Origin of the sequence: Bacillus cereus group sp. BfR-BA-01309 (assembly GCF_022664315.1) — a bacterium.
Lineage (GTDB): Bacteria > Bacillota > Bacilli > Bacillales > Bacillaceae_G > Bacillus_A > Bacillus_A mobilis.
In genome coordinates this window covers 1-17,331 of record NZ_JAKUHE010000023.1, presented here as the reverse complement: position 1 = coordinate 17,331, position 17,331 = coordinate 1, and the positions used below count along the sequence as shown (strand labels likewise).

Below are 17,331 nucleotides of genomic sequence, written 5' to 3'. Positions count from 1 at the left end.
ATATCAGATTGTTGAAAGTGAACAAGGTTATCAAATATCTAAATGTCATGAAAGTTGCGGGAGATGAATACTAAAAGTTCATTTGTTTTTTACTTTAATAAATAAATTAATTTGAATAGAAGTGAAAAATAGAGATTTGCCTTAGACATTTATGAAAGTAAAGAATATTTATAACAATAGGAGTAAATACACAGGTCCGATTTTTGTAATGATGGAGGGAATTGATGTGGACATAACTCAAAGCATGGCACGAATAGTCGTTAATGGGAAAGATCTTCCGTTTAATTCAGTTAGAACTTCTGTATGGAATCAAGGGCCTGTAAATGATCTAATTGTTTCAACAAACCAGAGAGTCGAGGAGTTTTATCAATTTATGTGGTCACAAGTACCAGTTACGCTTGCGATGTATTTTCTTCAGGGGGCGGACTTAATGAGGTTTGCTAGAATTATTGGGATTAATCAAAGTGTAACGGGGGAATATATTTATCATTTCTCTTGGGGATAAGACGAAAGTAAAGTAGCTTAACAGTTTTTAATAAATGAAATGGAAATGAGTGGAGAGAATGTTTTATTCATATTATGTTTCTCAAGCTGGTATACGCCCAGCGTATGGTACATCAATAACGTTTAGCGGAGCACAAAGTACAGTTCAAGCTGTTCAACAAGCGCTACAAATGCAACAACAAATGCAAATGCAGCAACAAAGTATCCAGCCATATTATTCATCCATGGAATATTTTTATCCGGTGCAACCTATTACACCGTATGGAAGTTCTTTTCTTACTATCCCATATGGAACTGTATTTAATTTATAAATGGAAAGTTCAATCAGTATGGGGCGGGCATCCAAAACCGGTTATTAGCCCTCACCAAACGGATTTTATGAGCAGCGCGGCTCCCGCCTAACTTTCTTGCAAGTGCCGAATTTTGAGGTGTGAGTCTTATTGCCCGTAAATGACGGGGACAATTGAGGGGGATGAAACTGTGTATGTATAAGCGTCAAATAGTCCTCACCTACAATTTGTAAATAACCGATGAGATAATCTCCGTACATAATACAAGTGGAGTTTTTTGATGAGAAGATATCGATTAAAAAAAGAATGGGAATTATCTAATCATGACAAATGATGACTAGTGGCTTTGCATGAAAGGAAACATGAACGTTTATTTACGCGAACCAGGTTAAGATGCAACAACGAAGTTCTATCTGTGGTTATATCATACAGTATGATTGTCCTAGGGCTATCAAATTACAAGATTAAGAGAACAGCTGAATCGTTTTTTGGCTGGTTTTTAAAGATATTTACAGCCATAATATCTTATATTTTGTTTATAATTGTAAATAGTTATTAAAATGTATAAAATTTCTTTTTTATTAATAAAAAAGAAAAAATAATGCAACTTTTTAATTTCTTTATTCGTGTTATATATGAAAGGGGGAGGGGGATGGAGATTGAAGAAATATATAAGGTTTATATAAACGATGTGTACCGGTATTTATTTTCCCTTTCTCGTAGCCATCACGTAGCGGAGGACTTGATGCAGGAGACTTTTTATAGGGCGTATCTTTATTTAGAAGACTATGAAAACCAAAAGGTAAAATCATGGCTATTTAAAGTGGCATATCATTCGTTTATTGATTTTGTTAGGAAAGAGAAAAAAGTAACCTTTGTAGGAACGGAGGAATTAGAGACAATACAAGCAGGGGAATCCACAGAAGAGTATGTGGTCGCAAAAAATAGTTATGAAAAATTAATTCAGATTATTCATACTTTACCAGTGGTGGAGGCGCAAGTTATTTTATTATGTGACGTACATCAATTAACGTACGAAGAGGGTGCATCTGTATTAGATTTAAAGTTAAACACGTATAAAAGTCACATATTTCGCGGGAGAAAGAGATTAAAAGAATTGTTAAAGGAGGAAAAGAGTCAAAATGACAAATGATAAACCTCATTCTGAACAAGATGATTATAAAGAATTGTTACAAGAAGCTCTTCAGCAAAGACCGGCTTCACTACCTGATGGAAAACAAGAGCAAGTGTTGAAAATAGGTAAAAAAAGAGCGCGTATTACAAATGTTTTAATTGTATTTAATTTTTTATTACTCATTCAACCTATTTTATATATATTTACACTTTTATATTATACATTCGCACCTACAAACGCGATGGAGATACGGAATGTAGTAAATCAAACGTTAAGTGTAACAGAACCAAATGTATTTTTGAAAGATAGGGACATGGAGCAAACGCTGTTACCACTTAGTTTACAATTGCATTTTGATTTGTATAAAAGGATAGGGAAGAAAGATATTCGAATAGGAGAAGAGAAAACAGATTATTTATTAAGTACAGCAACGAAAGTAAGCCGTGAATATACAACAGATGAAAAAATTCCAGAAATCCCGTATATAGATTACGAAGTATTGTCTCATCCTAATAATTATAATGCGTCCTATAATAGTAGCGAAGAAGCACAGGTATTAAAGGGTCTTCCGCAAGAGTCTGTTGTAGAAGCATTTGTATCTTTTAGGGAATTATTAAGTGTACAAGAAGTAACAGATATGTTTCCTACTATTGATATCGTTTGGTATGCCGTTAATACAGGATTAGAGGAGAAGCAAACGAATGATGAGGGTATGTATGTAGCCCCGATTGGCTTCCCAGCAGATATGATTGCAAGTCCAAGTGGTGCTTTTGAAAGTGATTCACCTCATGAGGAACAATTTATTACTGTTTTAAAGTCATTACAGAAGCATGAAAATTTAGCAGTGAAGCTATCTAGAGCGAAAGTATTAGAGTTGTCAAAGCGAATTTCTTTCCTTGAAAAAAATGGGGTGAAAACTTATGGGGCAGTTGTAACTGGACCTAAAGGAGAAGTTGAAAAATTAATGAGCCACGAAAAAGTTAGAAAATTGAAAGTAGGTGAAGCGAGGTTATGGAATTGGCATTCTTAAAAAAAAGAAAGAATCATATGTATAAACAAGAATCGTGGATGGGGACTATTTCATTAATTATCGCCTTTTTAGCTCTAATGTATTTGAACATTATATTGCTTATTCAAGAAACATTTATAGGTAAAGGTTTTCTACAAATAGTTGGTATTGGAGTGGTGTGCTCAGTTGTAGGTATGATCACAAAAAGAAAAAGTCGAAAATATGCATTGTGGGCTTGTAGTTTATTTGTTTTTATGCTTATGTTTGCTTTCTTTGGATTTATGTTAGGTTGGATGATAAGTTTTGGGCCATAAATATGTGGGAAAGAGCGAATGTAGATTCGCTCTTTTTTATATTGAAAGTAAAATAAATAAGAGAAGAATCTATCAAATTTGAATGGAGTGCACTATACATCTAGGTTGTGTTTTATTGATATCTTTTTCGCTCACGTACACATAAAATAGGTGGCAAGTATAGTACTAAAATAATAGCTCGTCCAAACATTACAAGTCCCTCTTACATAATATGTAGGAATAAGCATGAAAGGGGAACTAGTATGTCTTGCTATAACTACTGTAAGTTTTGTAAAGAGTATAAAAAGAAACAGCATGATTGTTGTAAGAACACGAGTAAGTGTAATAACAACAAGGAAATGCTTATAAGGGCATCAGCATTTAGAGCTAGAAATACGGTGGATCAAACGGTTCCTGCCAATACTTTTGTAAAGGTATTGTTCCAAGATGAACAATTTGATTTAGCAAATGAGTATAATCCGGCAACGTCTACTTTTATTCCGAAGACTAGAGGGGTTTACTCTATTATTGGAACGATTGGTTTCTTTCCAAACGATTTTAACTTAAATTATAGAGCTCGTGTAGAAATTCGTGTGAATGGAAACGCAGCAATAGCTATAGATAATGATTTTTTTGGTCCAATAAGTTTTGGAAATGTAGTAAGTGTTTCGACGATTATTCAATTGAATGAAGGAGATCAAGTTGAGGTTTATGCACAAAGTAGCATAGACGGAGTTTTAAGTACCTCGGAAGACGGCTCACATTTTGAAGCTGCAAGATTCCCTTCGCCAATTAAATAACGAATAGAATAAAATATTTTTCAGCATGTTTAGTTAATCCCCTTTACCAAGTGGTGGGGGGATTATTATTGTTTTTCTAAAATATATAAGTAAATAGGCTTAATATAGTTTGTTTCAAGAGAATTTTGCATGCTAGGATGTAAGGCTGAAAGTGCTATCTTATTATGAGTAATAGATATTCTGCAGGCAATAAAAAGCCTACAACGGAACGAGTAACATGATTGTAAAAGTTCTCTGGCATTACATTTGCTAGTCGTCGTATGGAATAGAAAAGACATCTTAACTTATAAATACATAAAAGTCCGTATAATTACGGGATTTTTCTTAACTATATAGAAATTACATATTTAACATAAGTTTTTGTAGGTATTGTTATTGAATGGAAAGGAATAACATTAAGGCGATTACACTATATAAAAATAAAATAAATCCTAAGATGAGTAGAATCGGATGCAACTTGAACATGTTTGCCTCCTTGATTATATAAAGATTTTAATACATTTATGGTCAATTAAGAAGGAAAATATTTTAGATGAATGAATACACGAATTTAACAGAGTAGTGAACGTATAATAAATCAAGGAGTATTGTTGTACACCTTGATTAGATTGCTTATAAGTAGCAGATGGGTTTACCACTTATGAAATATAAAAGTGAACAAGCTTATATGTACAGGATGAGGGATAAATAAAAAAAGAGCATACATAAAAAGTACGCTCTAAAGAAAGATAGGTTTTATGAGTGGATAATCTCCATACGATAATATATGCTCGGTTAATAAAAACGTGTGAAAAATCAATAGATTATCAAAGGAATATCATGAAATGAGTAATATTAGTCTTTTACCGAAGTCGTTTAGTTAACCCAATTGTAGATTGAATGGATTAGCAATTTGATAAAGATCGCACTTCAGTTTCGTATTTCTTATAGTTTGGATATTGCGTAATAGTTTGGCACTTAGGTGTGGAAAGTTGATTAATTATAGAAACATTTGTAATTACCTCGTTACAAGGACCGAAAAATGTAATTTTCAGTTTTGAATTTGGTGGAACTTTGACCACGATAGGTTTTTTTTTCATAAAATCAGCTCCTCATCTGCAGTATCATATACTGCGCGTTTTCGTTCAGATTATAAAGGTGTATTAATATAATATGAAATTTTAGTTGAGTTGATAACGATATGGAGCTTTATGGCGTGGTAAGAATGTGGAAAATGCATTGAAAGCTGAGAATATTTTATAAAATGTTTAATCGATATAATAGGTAAAAGCAAAAAATAAGTAATTTATCTAATACACTTTTTTCTTTGATACATATTATAATAGTAAGAATTGTATTAGGAGGTAATGAAAGAGTGCAAGAAAATGTACAAGCTCAGCTTTCACCACCGTGGATCACATATTTCAATGAGTTGAAAAATTCAATTGGTGCTGATCCAACTGTTTCAGTTGGTCCGCTAATTCCAGTTGGCGGGAATTATATTATTTTAGTGCATGCGTTAAGTAATGAAAAAGCGATAGCGTTAGCAACGCTTCTAAAATCTTTTGTTGAATTTGGGAATGTAAGTGTAACAGTTATTGTAACGAATAATGAAAATAACATTGTAAATCCACTTCCATGTCCACTAGATGCATTTGAAATTGCTCATTTATTTCAAGTGGCGTTAGAAAATAATCCTTATTTTGAACAAGTTGTTGTACAGCCGCAGCTCCCTGGTGGATCAAATGTTGTCTTTCCAGTTTTTGCTGCGCAAGTGATTCAATTTTTTAATGATGATATTTCAAATTTATGTCAAACATTTACTGGTGTAGCTGCAAATGTATTTCATGATGTAATGAACGATGACATTTGTGATATCCCAATTTTATTCTCCACAAGCTGTGTTCCGAGCGGCGAGAGTGAACAATTACAAAATACAGATTTAACACCAAAACTGTTTTACTAGATTGTAAGTAGACATTTTCTTTAATAGAAAATGTCTTTTTTTGTATGCATTAACGATACAGTGTTTAGCTAATTGCGGATGGTGACTGAAATTTCCACTGATAAATATATAGCGTATAAAGATAGTATGTTTCATGTGAAAATATATAAGAAATGAAAGATAAATTATTTTCGTTAATATAGAGTAACCGTAAGAAACACAGAAAGTTAGCTGTCATACATATGTTTATTAGCCTAAAGAAGATTAATATCGATGAGTTGTAATAATGAAAACGTTTCTAATAATAGCGTTAATGAAAGGTAAATGAATTGATATTATTTACTAATAGATGATAGTGCATATTTAGAATTTGTGAATGGACGGAATGAAAAATAAATAAAATTAGTGGAGGTTTAATTAAAAGATTATACGTTTTTGAAAAATAATATAGATTCTCCTTATTTATATTATAGAAAGCTAGTATTAGGCATAAGGAGCTTTCAATAAGACAAGCTTTGAATATGATAATAAAAAGGGGATGAATTGTATTGGGGTATATTATCGATATTTCAAAATGGAATGGAACGATTAATTGGGATATTGCAGCATCTCAGCTAGATTTAGTTATTGCTAGAGTTCAAGATGGGTCGAATATGGTAGATTTTATGTATCAAAATTATGTGAATGAAATGAAGAAACGCAGTATTCCATTTGGTAATTATGCATTTTGTCGCTTCATTTCTATTGCTGATGCAAGGAAAGAGGCACAAGATTTTTGGAATCGCGGAGATAAATCTGCTAAGTTTTGGGTGGTGGACGCAGAAATTCAAACGATGATGGATATGCAAGGGGGGATACAGGCGTTTATAGATGAATTACGCCGTTTAGGTGCGAAAAAAGTAGGGCTATATGTGGGGCATCACACGTATGTATCATTTGGATCACGTAATATTGAAGTTGATTTTGTGTGGATTCCTCGTTATGGAGGGAATAAGCCAGCGTATCCGTGTGATATTTGGCAATATACTGATTCAGGATATGTTCCTGGTATTGGGAAATGCGATTTGAATCAATTAATAGGAAATAAGTCGCTTTCTTGGTTTATAAGCTCAGATGAAGTAAATCAATCTATTCTATCTGACAAAGAGGATACGCAGCAACCAAATGGTATTGGTATTGCAGTTTCAAAATATGATGATGGATATGGCATAAATGTATATGAAAATCCTGCGAATCCTCAGTTTACAGGTACAATCACTCAAAAAACGCCATATGTAGTCATACGTGGTTATTGGGAAGACGCAGATAAAAATATGATTTGCTTAGGCAATGATAAACAGTGGGTATATGTAAAACATTTTGATGTGAAATGGTTTTATGCATCTTCAAAATATCCCGTTGGGTATGGGGTTAACTACTATGCAGAGCCTGAATGTATAAACTATAAAGGAAATATTGATGGGTCAAAATCTTTTCGTGTGTGGGACAGAGCGAAAAATGCGGTAGATATCGGGCAAAATAATTGGATATTGGAAGAACATATAACTATTAAGTAACTATAAGTAGTTACATGTTTTTAGGAATACGTAAAGGGTTATCTTGCTGATACATAGTAAGATGACCTTTAATTATTGAAAAAAGAACAAGATCCATAGTTCAATCAAATGAAATGAATTACATGTGGAAAACACATTGTTAACACAAGTATATTGTATAGTTATTCTTATATAATAATAAAAGTGAGGTATTTTGAATTGAAAAAGAAAAAGCTATTTGTAGGAACAATTATTTCATGCGTAGTACTGGCATTATCGGCATGTGGTTCCTCAGACAATGTAGTAACATCAAAAGTAGGAAATGTTACAGAAAAAGAGTTAAGTAAAGAATTAAGGCAAAAATATGGGGAAAGTACTTTATATCAAATGGTGTTAAGTAGGGCGTTACTAGATAAATATAAAGTTTCAGATGAGGAAGCAAAAAAACAAGTAGAAGAAGCAAAAGATAAAATGGGTGACAACTTCAAATCGACTTTAGAGCAAGTTGGATTGAAAAATGAAGATGAATTAAAAGAAAAAATGAAGCCGGAAATCGCATTTGAGAAAGCGATTAAAGCGACTGTCACAGAAAAAGATGTAAAAGATAACTATAAACCAGAGATTAAGGTAAGTCACATTTTAGTGAAAGATGAAAAGACTGCTAAAGAAGTGAAAGAGAAAGTAAATAATGGTGAAGATTTTGCAGCTTTAGCGAAGCAATACTCTGAGGATCCTGGTTCAAAAGAACAAGGCGGAGAAATAACTGGTTTTGCTCCAGGGCAAACGGTGAAGGAATTTGAGGAAGCTGCATATAAATTAGATGCAGGACAAGTAAGTGAGCTAGTAAAAACAACTCACGGTTACCATATTATTAAAGTGACAGATAAAAAAGAATTAAAGCCATTTGATGAAGTAAAAGATCAAATTCGTAAAGATTTAGAACAGCAAAGACTACAAGATACGACTGGTAAATGGAAACAACAAGTAGTCAATGATTTATTGAAAGATGCTGATATTAAAGTGAACGATAAAGACTTTAAAAATACATTTGAATTTCTAGAAAAGAAATAATGATTGTAATTAGAAAAGGGAACCTATATAGGTTCCCTTTTCTAATTAGTGTGTGAGTTATAAATAGATAGTAAGACAACATAATATTACATTTAAATATTAAGAATTACAATGGGAATTTATGTAATTATTTTAAATTGGAATGAGCAATGCTTCAAAGAATATTGATATTATAATGTTTTGTTTTCTTAATTTCATTAAATATAAAGTAAATTTATTAATCTCCTCCCACTATTCGTAGGCAATCTGATTGATGTAAGTTAATTATTAGTCGAGAATGAAAAAAATCCAAATTGATTTAACTTTTACTTTATTGAAGTGGATAAGCATAATTGACAGAATGAAACATACAATATTATTGAAAAATATTGATGCGAAATGAAGTGAAATGAAATGAAAAGCAGAGCATTCTACTAAAAAAGGATGTTCTTTTTAGTATGAAATTTTTAGGATAAAGAAAGAATACTTTTAAACGAATTATTTAATAGATAAATATATTACGTAGGAGGAGAAAATATGAAAGTAATTTTTCAAAGAGAAGGTGGAGGGAAGGTTTTTGAATCGTATGATGAAGATATAAGTAACTTATTAGCTATTTTAAAGGTAACGAAAGGGATTAAGATTGGGATGGTTGAGTATGAAGTATTAAAGTACGAATTAGAGTATTTTCGTAATCCAAAAAAAGCAGAAACAGAGAAGGAGTTACATATAATAGTACAACCAAAATATATTTAATAATTAGGACCAATTATTTATAAATAGTTTTATACAGTATGTACGAAAAGAGAGTATTTACATTGCTCTCTTTTCATAGAAATTCATAAGGAACGAATTTGTGGTTCGTTATAAATCTCCTAAATTTTGTGAGTTCGTTCTTTATAATATATGCTTTCATTTTATAGTCGGTTAATAAATCTGAAAAATTAAAACTTTTTCGTATAGGCAGGGATTTTATATTTGATTAGATAAATGTTCATATGAAGTATTTTGAATTCCAGAAAGAACACTTGTCAGGATAGAAAAATAAATATAGAAATATACGTAATTAGAAAAAAGCGACTTCATTTTGTATGAAGTCGCTTTTTTAGTAAATATGTGAACTTTCTATTAAATAGGAAGTGAAAAACGCATTTGATGAAGAAGAAAATCAATGTTGGATAAATGTATAAGAAAATGATTTGAATTATATTTTGTTAAAAATATAATTATATCTCTTCTCAAAAGAATGTATGTTCGTGTATAATTAGAACGAGTGTTCTTTTGAATGCCGATAGTATATGAATTAGAAATAAAGTGAAACATTAATTAGTGAGGTGCTTATCGTCCATTGGTTATTAGCTTTCATCAATTCGACGTCTACGGGCGATTGATTTTCGACTTATATACATCACATATGATGATTTTAAGGTGGGTGCTTTACTACTTGTTAATGCTGGGGAAATATGAGCCTATCATTATGAAAAAATAATTGAGTAACAATATATGTGAAATAGAATGGATAAATGATCAAGGAGATAAAGAAATGAATGATGTAAAGCTGCAGAAAGCAGAAAGAGAATGGGTTCCATTTACAGTAATGTCGGAACAGTTATTAAGTACGCGAATGATTGTTGGAGAGAAGTTTAAAGTACAAAAACCGCTCTTAACAAAAGAAGCAAAAGAGAGAATTTCTGATAAATTATTAACGTCATTATTGTCTGAGAAAGAAATATTGGTGACATATTTTGAAGATGGATACATACTTACAAGTTATATGACAGTTGTGCATATAAACCCGCTAAAGCGCATTGTAATATGTACGGACGCATTTTATAAAACTTACGTATTTAATACTACAGATATTATTGAAATAACGTAAAGGAAGCTGAAATTTAAATTTTAGCTTTTTATTTTTGTTAGATGAGGAACAGAAAAAATGAAATGAAAAAGCAGCTAGCCTCATACTAGCTGCTAAGCCCCAGGGAAAGGGAGAAAAAGATAGGGTACTCCAAAAATCAATAATAGCTGTGTAACAGCCTGATTATAGTATAGACAAATTTAACATTCCTAAACAGTACGATGAAAAAAATAGGACTAAGCTGTACCTACTTGGTTTTGATCTGCAAGGTCAGAATCAAACGTATTAGTCGCACTCACACCATTAAAAGTATTAACAACAAATCCAACGTTTGAAGCACCAGATCCATTATAAGCCTTCGTATTTTCTTTCGGAGAAACGTTGTAGAAATCGCCTAAATTAAATGAACCGTTACTATTTTGTACAACTAAATTCCCTACAACTGAGGGCATAGTTTTCACCCGCTTTACAATCATTTGTTAATACTACTATATGGCCTTATAGTCCAAATGGTTCATGTAACAAAAATTGTGGAATAGTAAAACGTTTGAAGTGTAGCTTAATCCTACAATAAAAGTATGTTAAAATTAATGTAAGGTCGATTAATTTTAAAAAACAATTGTATAATTAATATATACGAAATCAAAGGAGGCAAAATGTAATGAATAATGTTATAAAAAAAGTAGATTTAACAGATGCAAAATCAAGTAATCTTGTTGCACTTATTTATAGCAATGAAGTTATTTTGGTGGAAGAAGCATTTTGTCCAAATGAAATAAAATTAAAGTTTAATGAAATTGCAATTTTATCGGCTATTAAAACAGCGCATATAATGAAAGTATCCATCAGAAAAGAACTGGAAGCAATTTTTCATGACACTGGTGTTTTATTTGTGAAGCATAGTGTTGATTATGGCAATAGTCAATCTATCACTATGCATTTTGAACAATTCAAAAAGTTGCAAAATGAGATTGAGAATTTAAATAAAATTAGGTAATCTAGGTGTAGCTTAAATGTATCAGTGTAAGAAATACGGGAAAAAGAAGCTGAAATATACAAGCAATAACGAAATAAATAAAGATTTTTTGATATATAAGCAAGAGTAACTGTTATGGTTACTCTTTTTGTTTACATAAAAACTCCTTCTAAAGTATGAAATGAGTTGATACTTTAGTAAATGGCTGAATGAAAAGGAAGAGTGTAAAATGTTGTAAAGGAGGAGAGATATTTGAAGCGAAACGACAATGGAAAAATTGTAATAATTACAGGAGTGACACAAGGGTTAGGTCGTGCGATGGTTGATCGATTTCATGAATTAGGATGGACTATATATGGCTGTGGGCGTTCAAACGATAAAATTGAAGAATTGAAAAGATATTACGGTAATATACATGATTTTCAAATAATTGATGTTTCAGACTCCCAGCAAGTAAGTAGTTGGGCAAATTATATACTGCATAGACATAGAGCACCTGATTTGTTAATAAATAATGCATCGATTGTTAATAAAAATGCGCCATTGTGGAAAGTAACAGCTCAAGAATTCGAAAATGTAATGAATGTAAACGTAAATGGTGTAGTAAATGTAATTAGGGCATTTGTCCCAGCGATGGTAGCTAGGAATGAAGGAATGATTATTAATATGAGTTCTAGTTGGGGCCGAGAGGGAGAAGCTGAGCTGGCGCCATATTGTGCCTCAAAATTTGCAATTGAAGGTATCACGAAATCTATGGCACTTGAGTTACCCAATGGTATGGCTGTTGTTGCTTTAGATCCAGGCGGGAGCATTAGCACTCCAATGCTGTATTCATGTGCACCACAGTATGTAAATGAATCACCCACACCTGAAATATGGTCACGTAATGCGATTAAATATATATTAAATATAACAATAGATAAAAATGGATCTTCATTGACATGCCCAGAATGTATGTAAATATACATTGAATTACGATATTTTCAGTGATACACATTTTGTATAAAAAGTACCTTAAAGGTGCTTTTTTGTATTTTTAACACATTATAGAATGCACAAAATTACATATAGAAAATAAATATGAGAAAGAGGATGTCATTTATGTATTTCGAAAGCAATAGAAAATTTCTAAATAGGTGATAAGAATGAATCCAAGCGGTTTAAAAGTGACGGGAGCATGGTATCAAGTAGGTGGAAATCTTACGGCAGCTATTGGGGCGACAAGAGGATTTATTGGAGAAGAGAAAGTTGAATCAGATCTTGTAATTGTAGGAAGCTCGTTACAAGCCCTCGGGTATATATTACAAATTATAGCGAGTAATGATACCGAAGAGGAAAGCGAAAAAGAAAATCAAAATATATGTTTGGAGAATAAAAGTGAAATGCTTGATAAAATGGGCATTGAATTATTAGCGTTAGGGAATATATCAAATGTAATAGGAACATATTTTAATATAAATGAACAATTGAAAGAGAATGATTATCTCATTATTGTCGGGAACAGTTTACAATCGATAGGAGCTTTTTTAGGAGTAGAAGCAGCTTTGCTTCAGATGAAAGCGATACAAAGAATTATAATACTAGGCAATTCTTTGCAAAGTTTAGGCGCTGGACTTCAAGCGTATCAAGGTATTATTAATGTATCGAAGAACGAAATGGAACATGAAGACAGTATAGTTGATAAGAAGAATGAGAGAATAATAGCACTCATTGGTATTTGGATACAAGCGATAGGAACTGCTATTTCTGCGATTGGATTGACTGTCATAGAGAAAGAAGAAAGATTAGATAAAAATAAAAGTATGAAATTATTCATGTAAAGGAGGTATGTAAAATTTCAATTTTACATAAGTAGAAAAGTTGAAATGGTAGGTTTTTTTGCATTGGAATAGAATATATAACAGTAGAACAGTTATTAGATGAAATACAAAGATACTTGGTTTTATTAGTGTATGAAGAGAGATAAAAAATACAAAACGAGGAGTTTTCAAGAGATGATGTATTTATTGGCAATTCTTCTTCCACCTGTAGCCGTATTATTTTGCGGCAAACCATTTCAAGCGATAATTAACTTCATATTAACATTAATATTTTGGGTTCCAGGAGTTATACATGCGATACTAGTTGTACATGATAAAAAAGCAGATCGGCGTTTGAAAAAACAAATTCGAGCATATGATGAAATGAATAAGAGGGATAGCAGATAGCTAAGTCGGAAAATGAAAAAAGAAAGGGAGACTACCGCCTTTCTTTTTTCATTCTGTTTAAGTTTAAATTTTAGTATAGCGGTAAGAATTTTTAATATAAGTATTGTGATAATTAGTTTTAGATTGTGCGCTTAATAAACCAGTGTAAATGTTTTGAGGCACATTAAAGAAATCATACATTCCACTCTTTAATTGAATGCGTAAAATCATAGAAAAAGGATTATAGCCAACAGCAACTATACTTTTTGAAATCACGGGAGATAGCTTCATCATTACGGAATTCCTCACTTTTCATTTTTAATAATTTCTTGTAGATATTGGGGTTCTGGTGTTGAAATCCATATAATTAAAGAGGTATTATACTTATATGCAATATATTAAATGTTCGTTATACGTAATTATAAGGAAGTTCACACGAAGTACATATCGTTGTGCTATTTTTATTTCACCTTTGATTTATAAATAAGAAAATATTGACCATTTGAAAAAAAGGTATATTATTTATACGAGGTATGAAAAATTCACTTTTTACATTCTATGCTTAAAGGGGCAGCATTATTAGGAAAAATAGAAGTGAAAATAGTTTGTATAAGAAGTATTCTAAAATTTATAATCTGTGAATTAGGAAAATATTGAATGCTCCAGGTCAATATACTTTCTTAATTAAATTCAGTTTAGAAAGTGACCTCAATATTTTTTAGTAAATCAACGGGAGAATTGAAAGGCAGGAGAAAGTAACATGTCAGAAAATTATCGTTCTCGAGAGGAGCGACGACAAGTTAAAAAGAAAAATCAGCCAGCTTCTAAAAAACAAAAACCAAAAGGTAAAACATCATTTTTTCGTAAGTTTTTAATTACTTGTTTATTACTTGGTATTGTAGGATTAGTGGCAGGTGTTGCTACCTTCTTCGTCATGATTAAGGATGCACCAAAACTTGAGAAAGCAAAACTTGTTAATCCTTTATCCTCAAAAATTTATGATAAAAACGGCAAATTAGTATATGAATACGGGAAAGAAAAACGGACGAATGTTACGTATGATCAAATACCTAAATTGGTAGAAAATGCATTTTTAGCAACAGAAGATGCACGTTTTTATGAGCATAGCGGAGTAGACTTTAAAGGTACTGCCCGAGCAGTTTTGGTGAGTCTTAAAGGAGATTATGGTTCTCAAGGTGGAAGTACGATAACGCAGCAGGTTATTAAAAACTACTTCTTATCGATGAAAAAAACATCAAAACGTAAGGCGCAAGAAGTATATTTAGCTTATAAGCTAGAACAACAGTATTCAAAACATGAAATTTTAGAAATGTATTTAAATAAAATTAATTTAGGTAATCGTTCATACGGAATTGCAACAGCAGCACAAAACTATTATGGGAAAGAATTAAAAGAATTAACATTACCAGAAGTTGCGATGCTTGCAGGTTTACCGAAAGCACCGAATAACTATGATCCAACGAAACAAGCAAATGTTCAAAAGGCGACAGAAAGAAGAAATGTTGTACTAGGATTAATGAATCGACATGGTTATATTACGAAAGCAGAAATGGAAGAAGCATCGAAAGTTTCAGTAACAGATGGTCTTAAACCTGCAACTGAACTTCAAGCAATGCCATACCCTGCATTTATGGATGCAGTTGTGAAAGAAGTAGAAAAAGAATTGCCCGATGCTAATATTGGATCTGATGGTTTAGAAATTTATACAACATTAGACGAAGATGCACAGAAATTAGCTGAAAATATTTTGAATACAAATATTATTAATTATCCAAATGAGAATTTCCAAGGTGCATTCACATTTATGGATACGAAAACGGGCGAAGTTCGTGCTATAGGTAGTGGGCGTGGTGAAAATAAAGCAGTATTTAAAGGGCATAATATGGCGATTGAATTAGATCGTGCAGCAGGTTCGACAATGAAGCCAATCTTTGATTATGGTCCTGCAATTGAATACTTAAAATGGGCTACGTATCATCAAATTGATGATTCTCCATTTAAATATTCAACTGGACAAGAACTTCGAAATGCGGATAGAAGTCATTTAGGTCCAATTACTATGCGTGAAGCGTTAAAAATGTCACGTAACGTTCCAGCAGTTAAAACTGCAAAAGAAGTAGGAGTTAATAAATCAAAGGAATTCTCTGAGAAATTAGGTATTACATTTGATAAAGCGCCAGAAGAATCTACAGCTATTGGTACAAACGAAGTATCACCAACTGAAATGGCGGGTGCTTATGCGACATTTGGTAATGGTGGAAAGTATGCAAAACCGCATTTTGTTAAGAAAGTAGTTTATCCAGACGGCAAGTCACAAAGTTTTGAGCAAAAACCAAAACAAGTTATAGCTGACTCTACAGCATATATGATTACTGATATGCTTCGTTCAGTAGTAACATCAGGTACTGGTACAGCGGCAAATATAAGTTCTTTAGATGTAGCTGGAAAAACAGGTACAACAAACTATGCTTCAAAACAATTAGCTCAATATAACATTCCAGAAAGTGCAACTCGTGATAGTTGGTTTGCAGGTTATACGCCGCAATATACGATGGCAGTATGGACTGGGTATATGAAAGATGGTAAAGACGAGTATATTAGTAGTAAAAATACGAAAATTGCACAGTTGATCTTTAAAGAAATGATGGGTCAGTTTGCTACTGACAAATCACGCTTTAAAATACCAAATAGTGTTGTCGAAGAAGGTAATGAGCTACGTATAAAAGGAGAAAAACGTGATACTTCTCCAAATACGAGCGTACAGGATACAACAGAACAACCTAAACAAGATCAACAGCAAAAAACTGAAGAAGAGAAAAAGCAAGAAGAATTAAAGAAACAAGAAGAGCTTAAAAAACAAGAAGAACAAAAGCAACAAGAGGAACTGAAGAAGCAAGAAGAACAAAAGAAACTAGAAGAGCAAAAGAAACAAGAAGAACAAAAGAAACAAAATGAAGGAAATGGCCAAGGAAATACAACACCTCCAGCAAATAACGGAGGAGGCCAAGGAAATACAACACCTCCAGCAAATAATGGAGGAGGCCAAGGAAATACAACACCTCCAGCAAATAACGGAGGAGGCCAAGGAAATACGACACCTCCAGCAAATAATGGAGGAGGCCAAGGAAATACGACACCTCCAGCAAATAATGGGGGAGGTCAAGGGAATACAACTCCACCAGCGACCACACAACCAGATACTGGCGGGAATGCAGGAGAAGCTCCTGCTAATAATGGGCAATAAGAAGATTTTATAAAAAATTAAAAAGCACTTAAGATTTGTAAAAATTACATTCTTAAGTGCTTTTTTCGTTTAAATTAGAAAGTCAAAATATTCTTTAGCACTTTACTACAGAAATTTACTATAGTAAGCATTTTTAGGGGAGAAGGAATCAATAGTTGTTATGTAAAATCACTAAATAGTTTTCTCCTAGAGAGAGTTTTTTAATTGTTTCCATACTATTAGTTGACGAGTTTTATCAATTTAGCCAAGAATACTCCTTCCTCAAGGAGCGTGAAGGACGTAGCCCAGCGATTAGGTGGGAGATGAATTGGCTTCGAACAAGAGATGACAGGAAGTCATCTTAATTGTTCGACATATGTAAAGTGTTACCGGACAATTTGTCATAATCACTTCACTAACAAACGAATGTATGTTCGGTGTATAATAGACATATATCGAAATGGAGGTGAAACGAAGGATGATCAATAAAGCGTATAAATTTCGTATCTATCCAAATAAAGCACAAG

General features: G+C 32.4%; 20 protein-coding genes. 17 read left to right on the top strand and 3 right to left on the bottom strand.

Annotated elements, in window-relative coordinates:
* The first annotated feature begins 151 nt into the window (after positions 1–151).
* From MR115_RS26615 to MR115_RS26590, 6 genes are all read left to right on the top strand, one after another.
* Positions 152–505: a hypothetical protein gene (locus MR115_RS26615; RefSeq protein WP_081110263.1), complete on the top strand. Its 354-nt coding sequence runs from the start codon at positions 152–154 to the stop codon at positions 503–505.
* 58 nt (positions 506–563) lie between these two features.
* Complete coding sequence (locus MR115_RS26610) at positions 564–815, top strand: DUF3947 family protein (protein ID WP_061678419.1); 252 nt, start codon at positions 564–566, stop codon at positions 813–815.
* 631 nt (positions 816–1,446) lie between these two features.
* Positions 1,447–1,947, top strand: a complete 501-nt coding sequence (locus MR115_RS26605) for a sigma-70 family RNA polymerase sigma factor (protein WP_242243285.1) — start codon at positions 1,447–1,449, stop codon at positions 1,945–1,947.
* Entirely contained in the window at positions 1,937–2,959 is a 1,023-nt protein-coding gene (locus MR115_RS26600; protein ID WP_242243284.1) for an anti-sigma factor, read from the top strand. Before MR115_RS26605 ends, MR115_RS26600 begins: the two co-directional genes overlap by 11 nt.
* Positions 2,941–3,252, top strand: a complete 312-nt coding sequence (locus MR115_RS26595; RefSeq protein WP_071724115.1) for a hypothetical protein — start codon at positions 2,941–2,943, stop codon at positions 3,250–3,252. The genes MR115_RS26600 and MR115_RS26595 overlap by 19 nt, the downstream gene beginning before the upstream one ends.
* Before the next feature lie 242 nt (positions 3,253–3,494).
* Complete coding sequence (locus MR115_RS26590; protein WP_242243283.1) at positions 3,495–4,031, top strand: complement C1q domain-containing protein; 537 nt, start codon at positions 3,495–3,497, stop codon at positions 4,029–4,031.
* Positions 4,032–4,915: 884 nt separating this feature from the next.
* Here the strand turns inward: MR115_RS26590 and MR115_RS26585 are convergent.
* The gene (locus tag MR115_RS26585; RefSeq protein ID WP_016717419.1) at positions 4,916–5,110 is read right to left on the bottom strand and encodes a hypothetical protein; all 195 of its coding nucleotides are present in this window, start codon (positions 5,108–5,110) and stop codon (positions 4,916–4,918) included.
* Between the two features lie 275 nt (positions 5,111–5,385).
* On the opposite strand from MR115_RS26585, the gene MR115_RS26580 reads away from it, so the two are divergent.
* The 5 genes from MR115_RS26580 to MR115_RS26560 all read left to right on the top strand — a co-directional run bounded on the left by MR115_RS26580 (position 5,386) and on the right by MR115_RS26560 (position 10,419).
* Entirely contained in the window at positions 5,386–5,976 is a 591-nt protein-coding gene (locus MR115_RS26580; protein ID WP_098342560.1) for a hypothetical protein, read from the top strand.
* A gap of 527 nt (positions 5,977–6,503) precedes the next feature.
* Positions 6,504–7,511 carry a glycoside hydrolase family 25 protein gene (locus MR115_RS26575; protein ID WP_242243282.1) on the top strand — a complete coding sequence of 336 codons (1,008 nt, stop codon included), beginning with the start codon at positions 6,504–6,506 and terminating at the stop codon, positions 7,509–7,511.
* 198 nt (positions 7,512–7,709) lie between these two features.
* Entirely contained in the window at positions 7,710–8,561 is an 852-nt protein-coding gene (locus MR115_RS26570; RefSeq protein ID WP_242243281.1) for a peptidylprolyl isomerase PrsA, read from the top strand.
* Positions 8,562–9,077: 516 nt separating this feature from the next.
* Positions 9,078–9,296: a hypothetical protein gene (locus tag MR115_RS26565; protein ID WP_242243280.1), complete on the top strand. Its 219-nt coding sequence runs from the start codon at positions 9,078–9,080 to the stop codon at positions 9,294–9,296.
* A gap of 787 nt (positions 9,297–10,083) precedes the next feature.
* The gene (locus tag MR115_RS26560; protein WP_242243279.1) at positions 10,084–10,419 is read left to right on the top strand and encodes a YolD-like family protein; all 336 of its coding nucleotides are present in this window, start codon (positions 10,084–10,086) and stop codon (positions 10,417–10,419) included.
* A 215-nt stretch (positions 10,420–10,634) separates the two neighbouring features.
* Here the strand turns inward: MR115_RS26560 and gerPF are convergent, their stop codons facing one another.
* Complete coding sequence (gene gerPF / locus MR115_RS26555; protein WP_001141565.1) at positions 10,635–10,850, bottom strand: spore germination protein GerPF; 216 nt, start codon at positions 10,848–10,850, stop codon at positions 10,635–10,637.
* A gap of 209 nt (positions 10,851–11,059) precedes the next feature.
* Here gerPF and MR115_RS26550 point away from each other — a divergent pair, with 209 nt between their 5' ends.
* The 4 genes from MR115_RS26550 (at position 11,060) to MR115_RS26535 (ending at position 13,581) form a co-directional block, all read left to right on the top strand.
* Positions 11,060–11,395, top strand: a complete 336-nt coding sequence (locus MR115_RS26550; RefSeq protein WP_242243278.1) for a hypothetical protein — start codon at positions 11,060–11,062, stop codon at positions 11,393–11,395.
* A gap of 231 nt (positions 11,396–11,626) precedes the next feature.
* A complete protein-coding gene (locus MR115_RS26545) occupies positions 11,627–12,334 on the top strand; it encodes an SDR family oxidoreductase (protein WP_242243277.1) in 708 nt (235 codons plus the stop codon).
* A gap of 185 nt (positions 12,335–12,519) precedes the next feature.
* Positions 12,520–13,194, top strand: a complete 675-nt coding sequence (locus MR115_RS26540) for a DUF6944 family repetitive protein (RefSeq protein ID WP_242243276.1) — start codon at positions 12,520–12,522, stop codon at positions 13,192–13,194.
* Positions 13,195–13,368: 174 nt separating this feature from the next.
* Positions 13,369–13,581 carry a YqaE/Pmp3 family membrane protein gene (locus MR115_RS26535; protein WP_242243275.1) on the top strand — a complete coding sequence of 71 codons (213 nt, stop codon included), beginning with the start codon at positions 13,369–13,371 and terminating at the stop codon, positions 13,579–13,581.
* Between the two features lie 63 nt (positions 13,582–13,644).
* On the opposite strand, the gene MR115_RS26530 is transcribed toward MR115_RS26535, so the two are convergent.
* Complete coding sequence (locus MR115_RS26530; protein WP_242243274.1) at positions 13,645–13,854, bottom strand: KTSC domain-containing protein; 210 nt, start codon at positions 13,852–13,854, stop codon at positions 13,645–13,647.
* A 466-nt stretch (positions 13,855–14,320) separates the two neighbouring features.
* Here MR115_RS26530 and MR115_RS26525 point away from each other — a divergent pair, with 466 nt between their 5' ends.
* Entirely contained in the window at positions 14,321–16,825 is a 2,505-nt protein-coding gene (locus tag MR115_RS26525; RefSeq protein WP_242243273.1) for a PBP1A family penicillin-binding protein, read from the top strand.
* A 439-nt stretch (positions 16,826–17,264) separates the two neighbouring features.
* On the top strand, positions 17,265–17,331 hold a 67-nt coding region (locus MR115_RS26520; protein WP_309243111.1), incomplete at its 3' end, for a helix-turn-helix domain-containing protein.

Bases quoted from the DNA above. Each gene is read 5' to 3' on its own strand.
- MR115_RS26600 (WP_242243284.1), top strand. From the start codon at position 1,937: ATGACAAATGATAAACCTCATTCTGAACAAGATGATTATAAAGAATTG.
- MR115_RS26595 (WP_071724115.1), top strand. From the start codon at position 2,941: ATGGAATTGGCATTCTTAAAAAAAAGAAAGAATCATATGTATAAACAA.
- MR115_RS26615 (WP_081110263.1), top strand. From the start codon at position 152: ATGAAAGTAAAGAATATTTATAACAATAGGAGTAAATACACAGGTCCG.
- MR115_RS26605 (WP_242243285.1), top strand. From the start codon at position 1,447: ATGGAGATTGAAGAAATATATAAGGTTTATATAAACGATGTGTACCGG.
- gerPF (WP_001141565.1), bottom strand. From the start codon at position 10,850: ATGCCCTCAGTTGTAGGGAATTTAGTTGTACAAAATAGTAACGGTTCA.
- MR115_RS26590 (WP_242243283.1), top strand. From the start codon at position 3,495: ATGTCTTGCTATAACTACTGTAAGTTTTGTAAAGAGTATAAAAAGAAA.
- MR115_RS26525 (WP_242243273.1), top strand. From the start codon at position 14,321: ATGTCAGAAAATTATCGTTCTCGAGAGGAGCGACGACAAGTTAAAAAG.
- MR115_RS26535 (WP_242243275.1), top strand. From the start codon at position 13,369: ATGATGTATTTATTGGCAATTCTTCTTCCACCTGTAGCCGTATTATTT.
- MR115_RS26585 (WP_016717419.1), bottom strand. From the start codon at position 5,110: ATGAAAAAAAAACCTATCGTGGTCAAAGTTCCACCAAATTCAAAACTG.
- MR115_RS26560 (WP_242243279.1), top strand. From the start codon at position 10,084: ATGAATGATGTAAAGCTGCAGAAAGCAGAAAGAGAATGGGTTCCATTT.
- MR115_RS26540 (WP_242243276.1), top strand. From the start codon at position 12,520: ATGAATCCAAGCGGTTTAAAAGTGACGGGAGCATGGTATCAAGTAGGT.
- MR115_RS26530 (WP_242243274.1), bottom strand. From the start codon at position 13,854: ATGATGAAGCTATCTCCCGTGATTTCAAAAAGTATAGTTGCTGTTGGC.
- MR115_RS26550 (WP_242243278.1), top strand. From the start codon at position 11,060: ATGAATAATGTTATAAAAAAAGTAGATTTAACAGATGCAAAATCAAGT.
- MR115_RS26565 (WP_242243280.1), top strand. From the start codon at position 9,078: ATGAAAGTAATTTTTCAAAGAGAAGGTGGAGGGAAGGTTTTTGAATCG.
- MR115_RS26610 (WP_061678419.1), top strand. From the start codon at position 564: ATGTTTTATTCATATTATGTTTCTCAAGCTGGTATACGCCCAGCGTAT.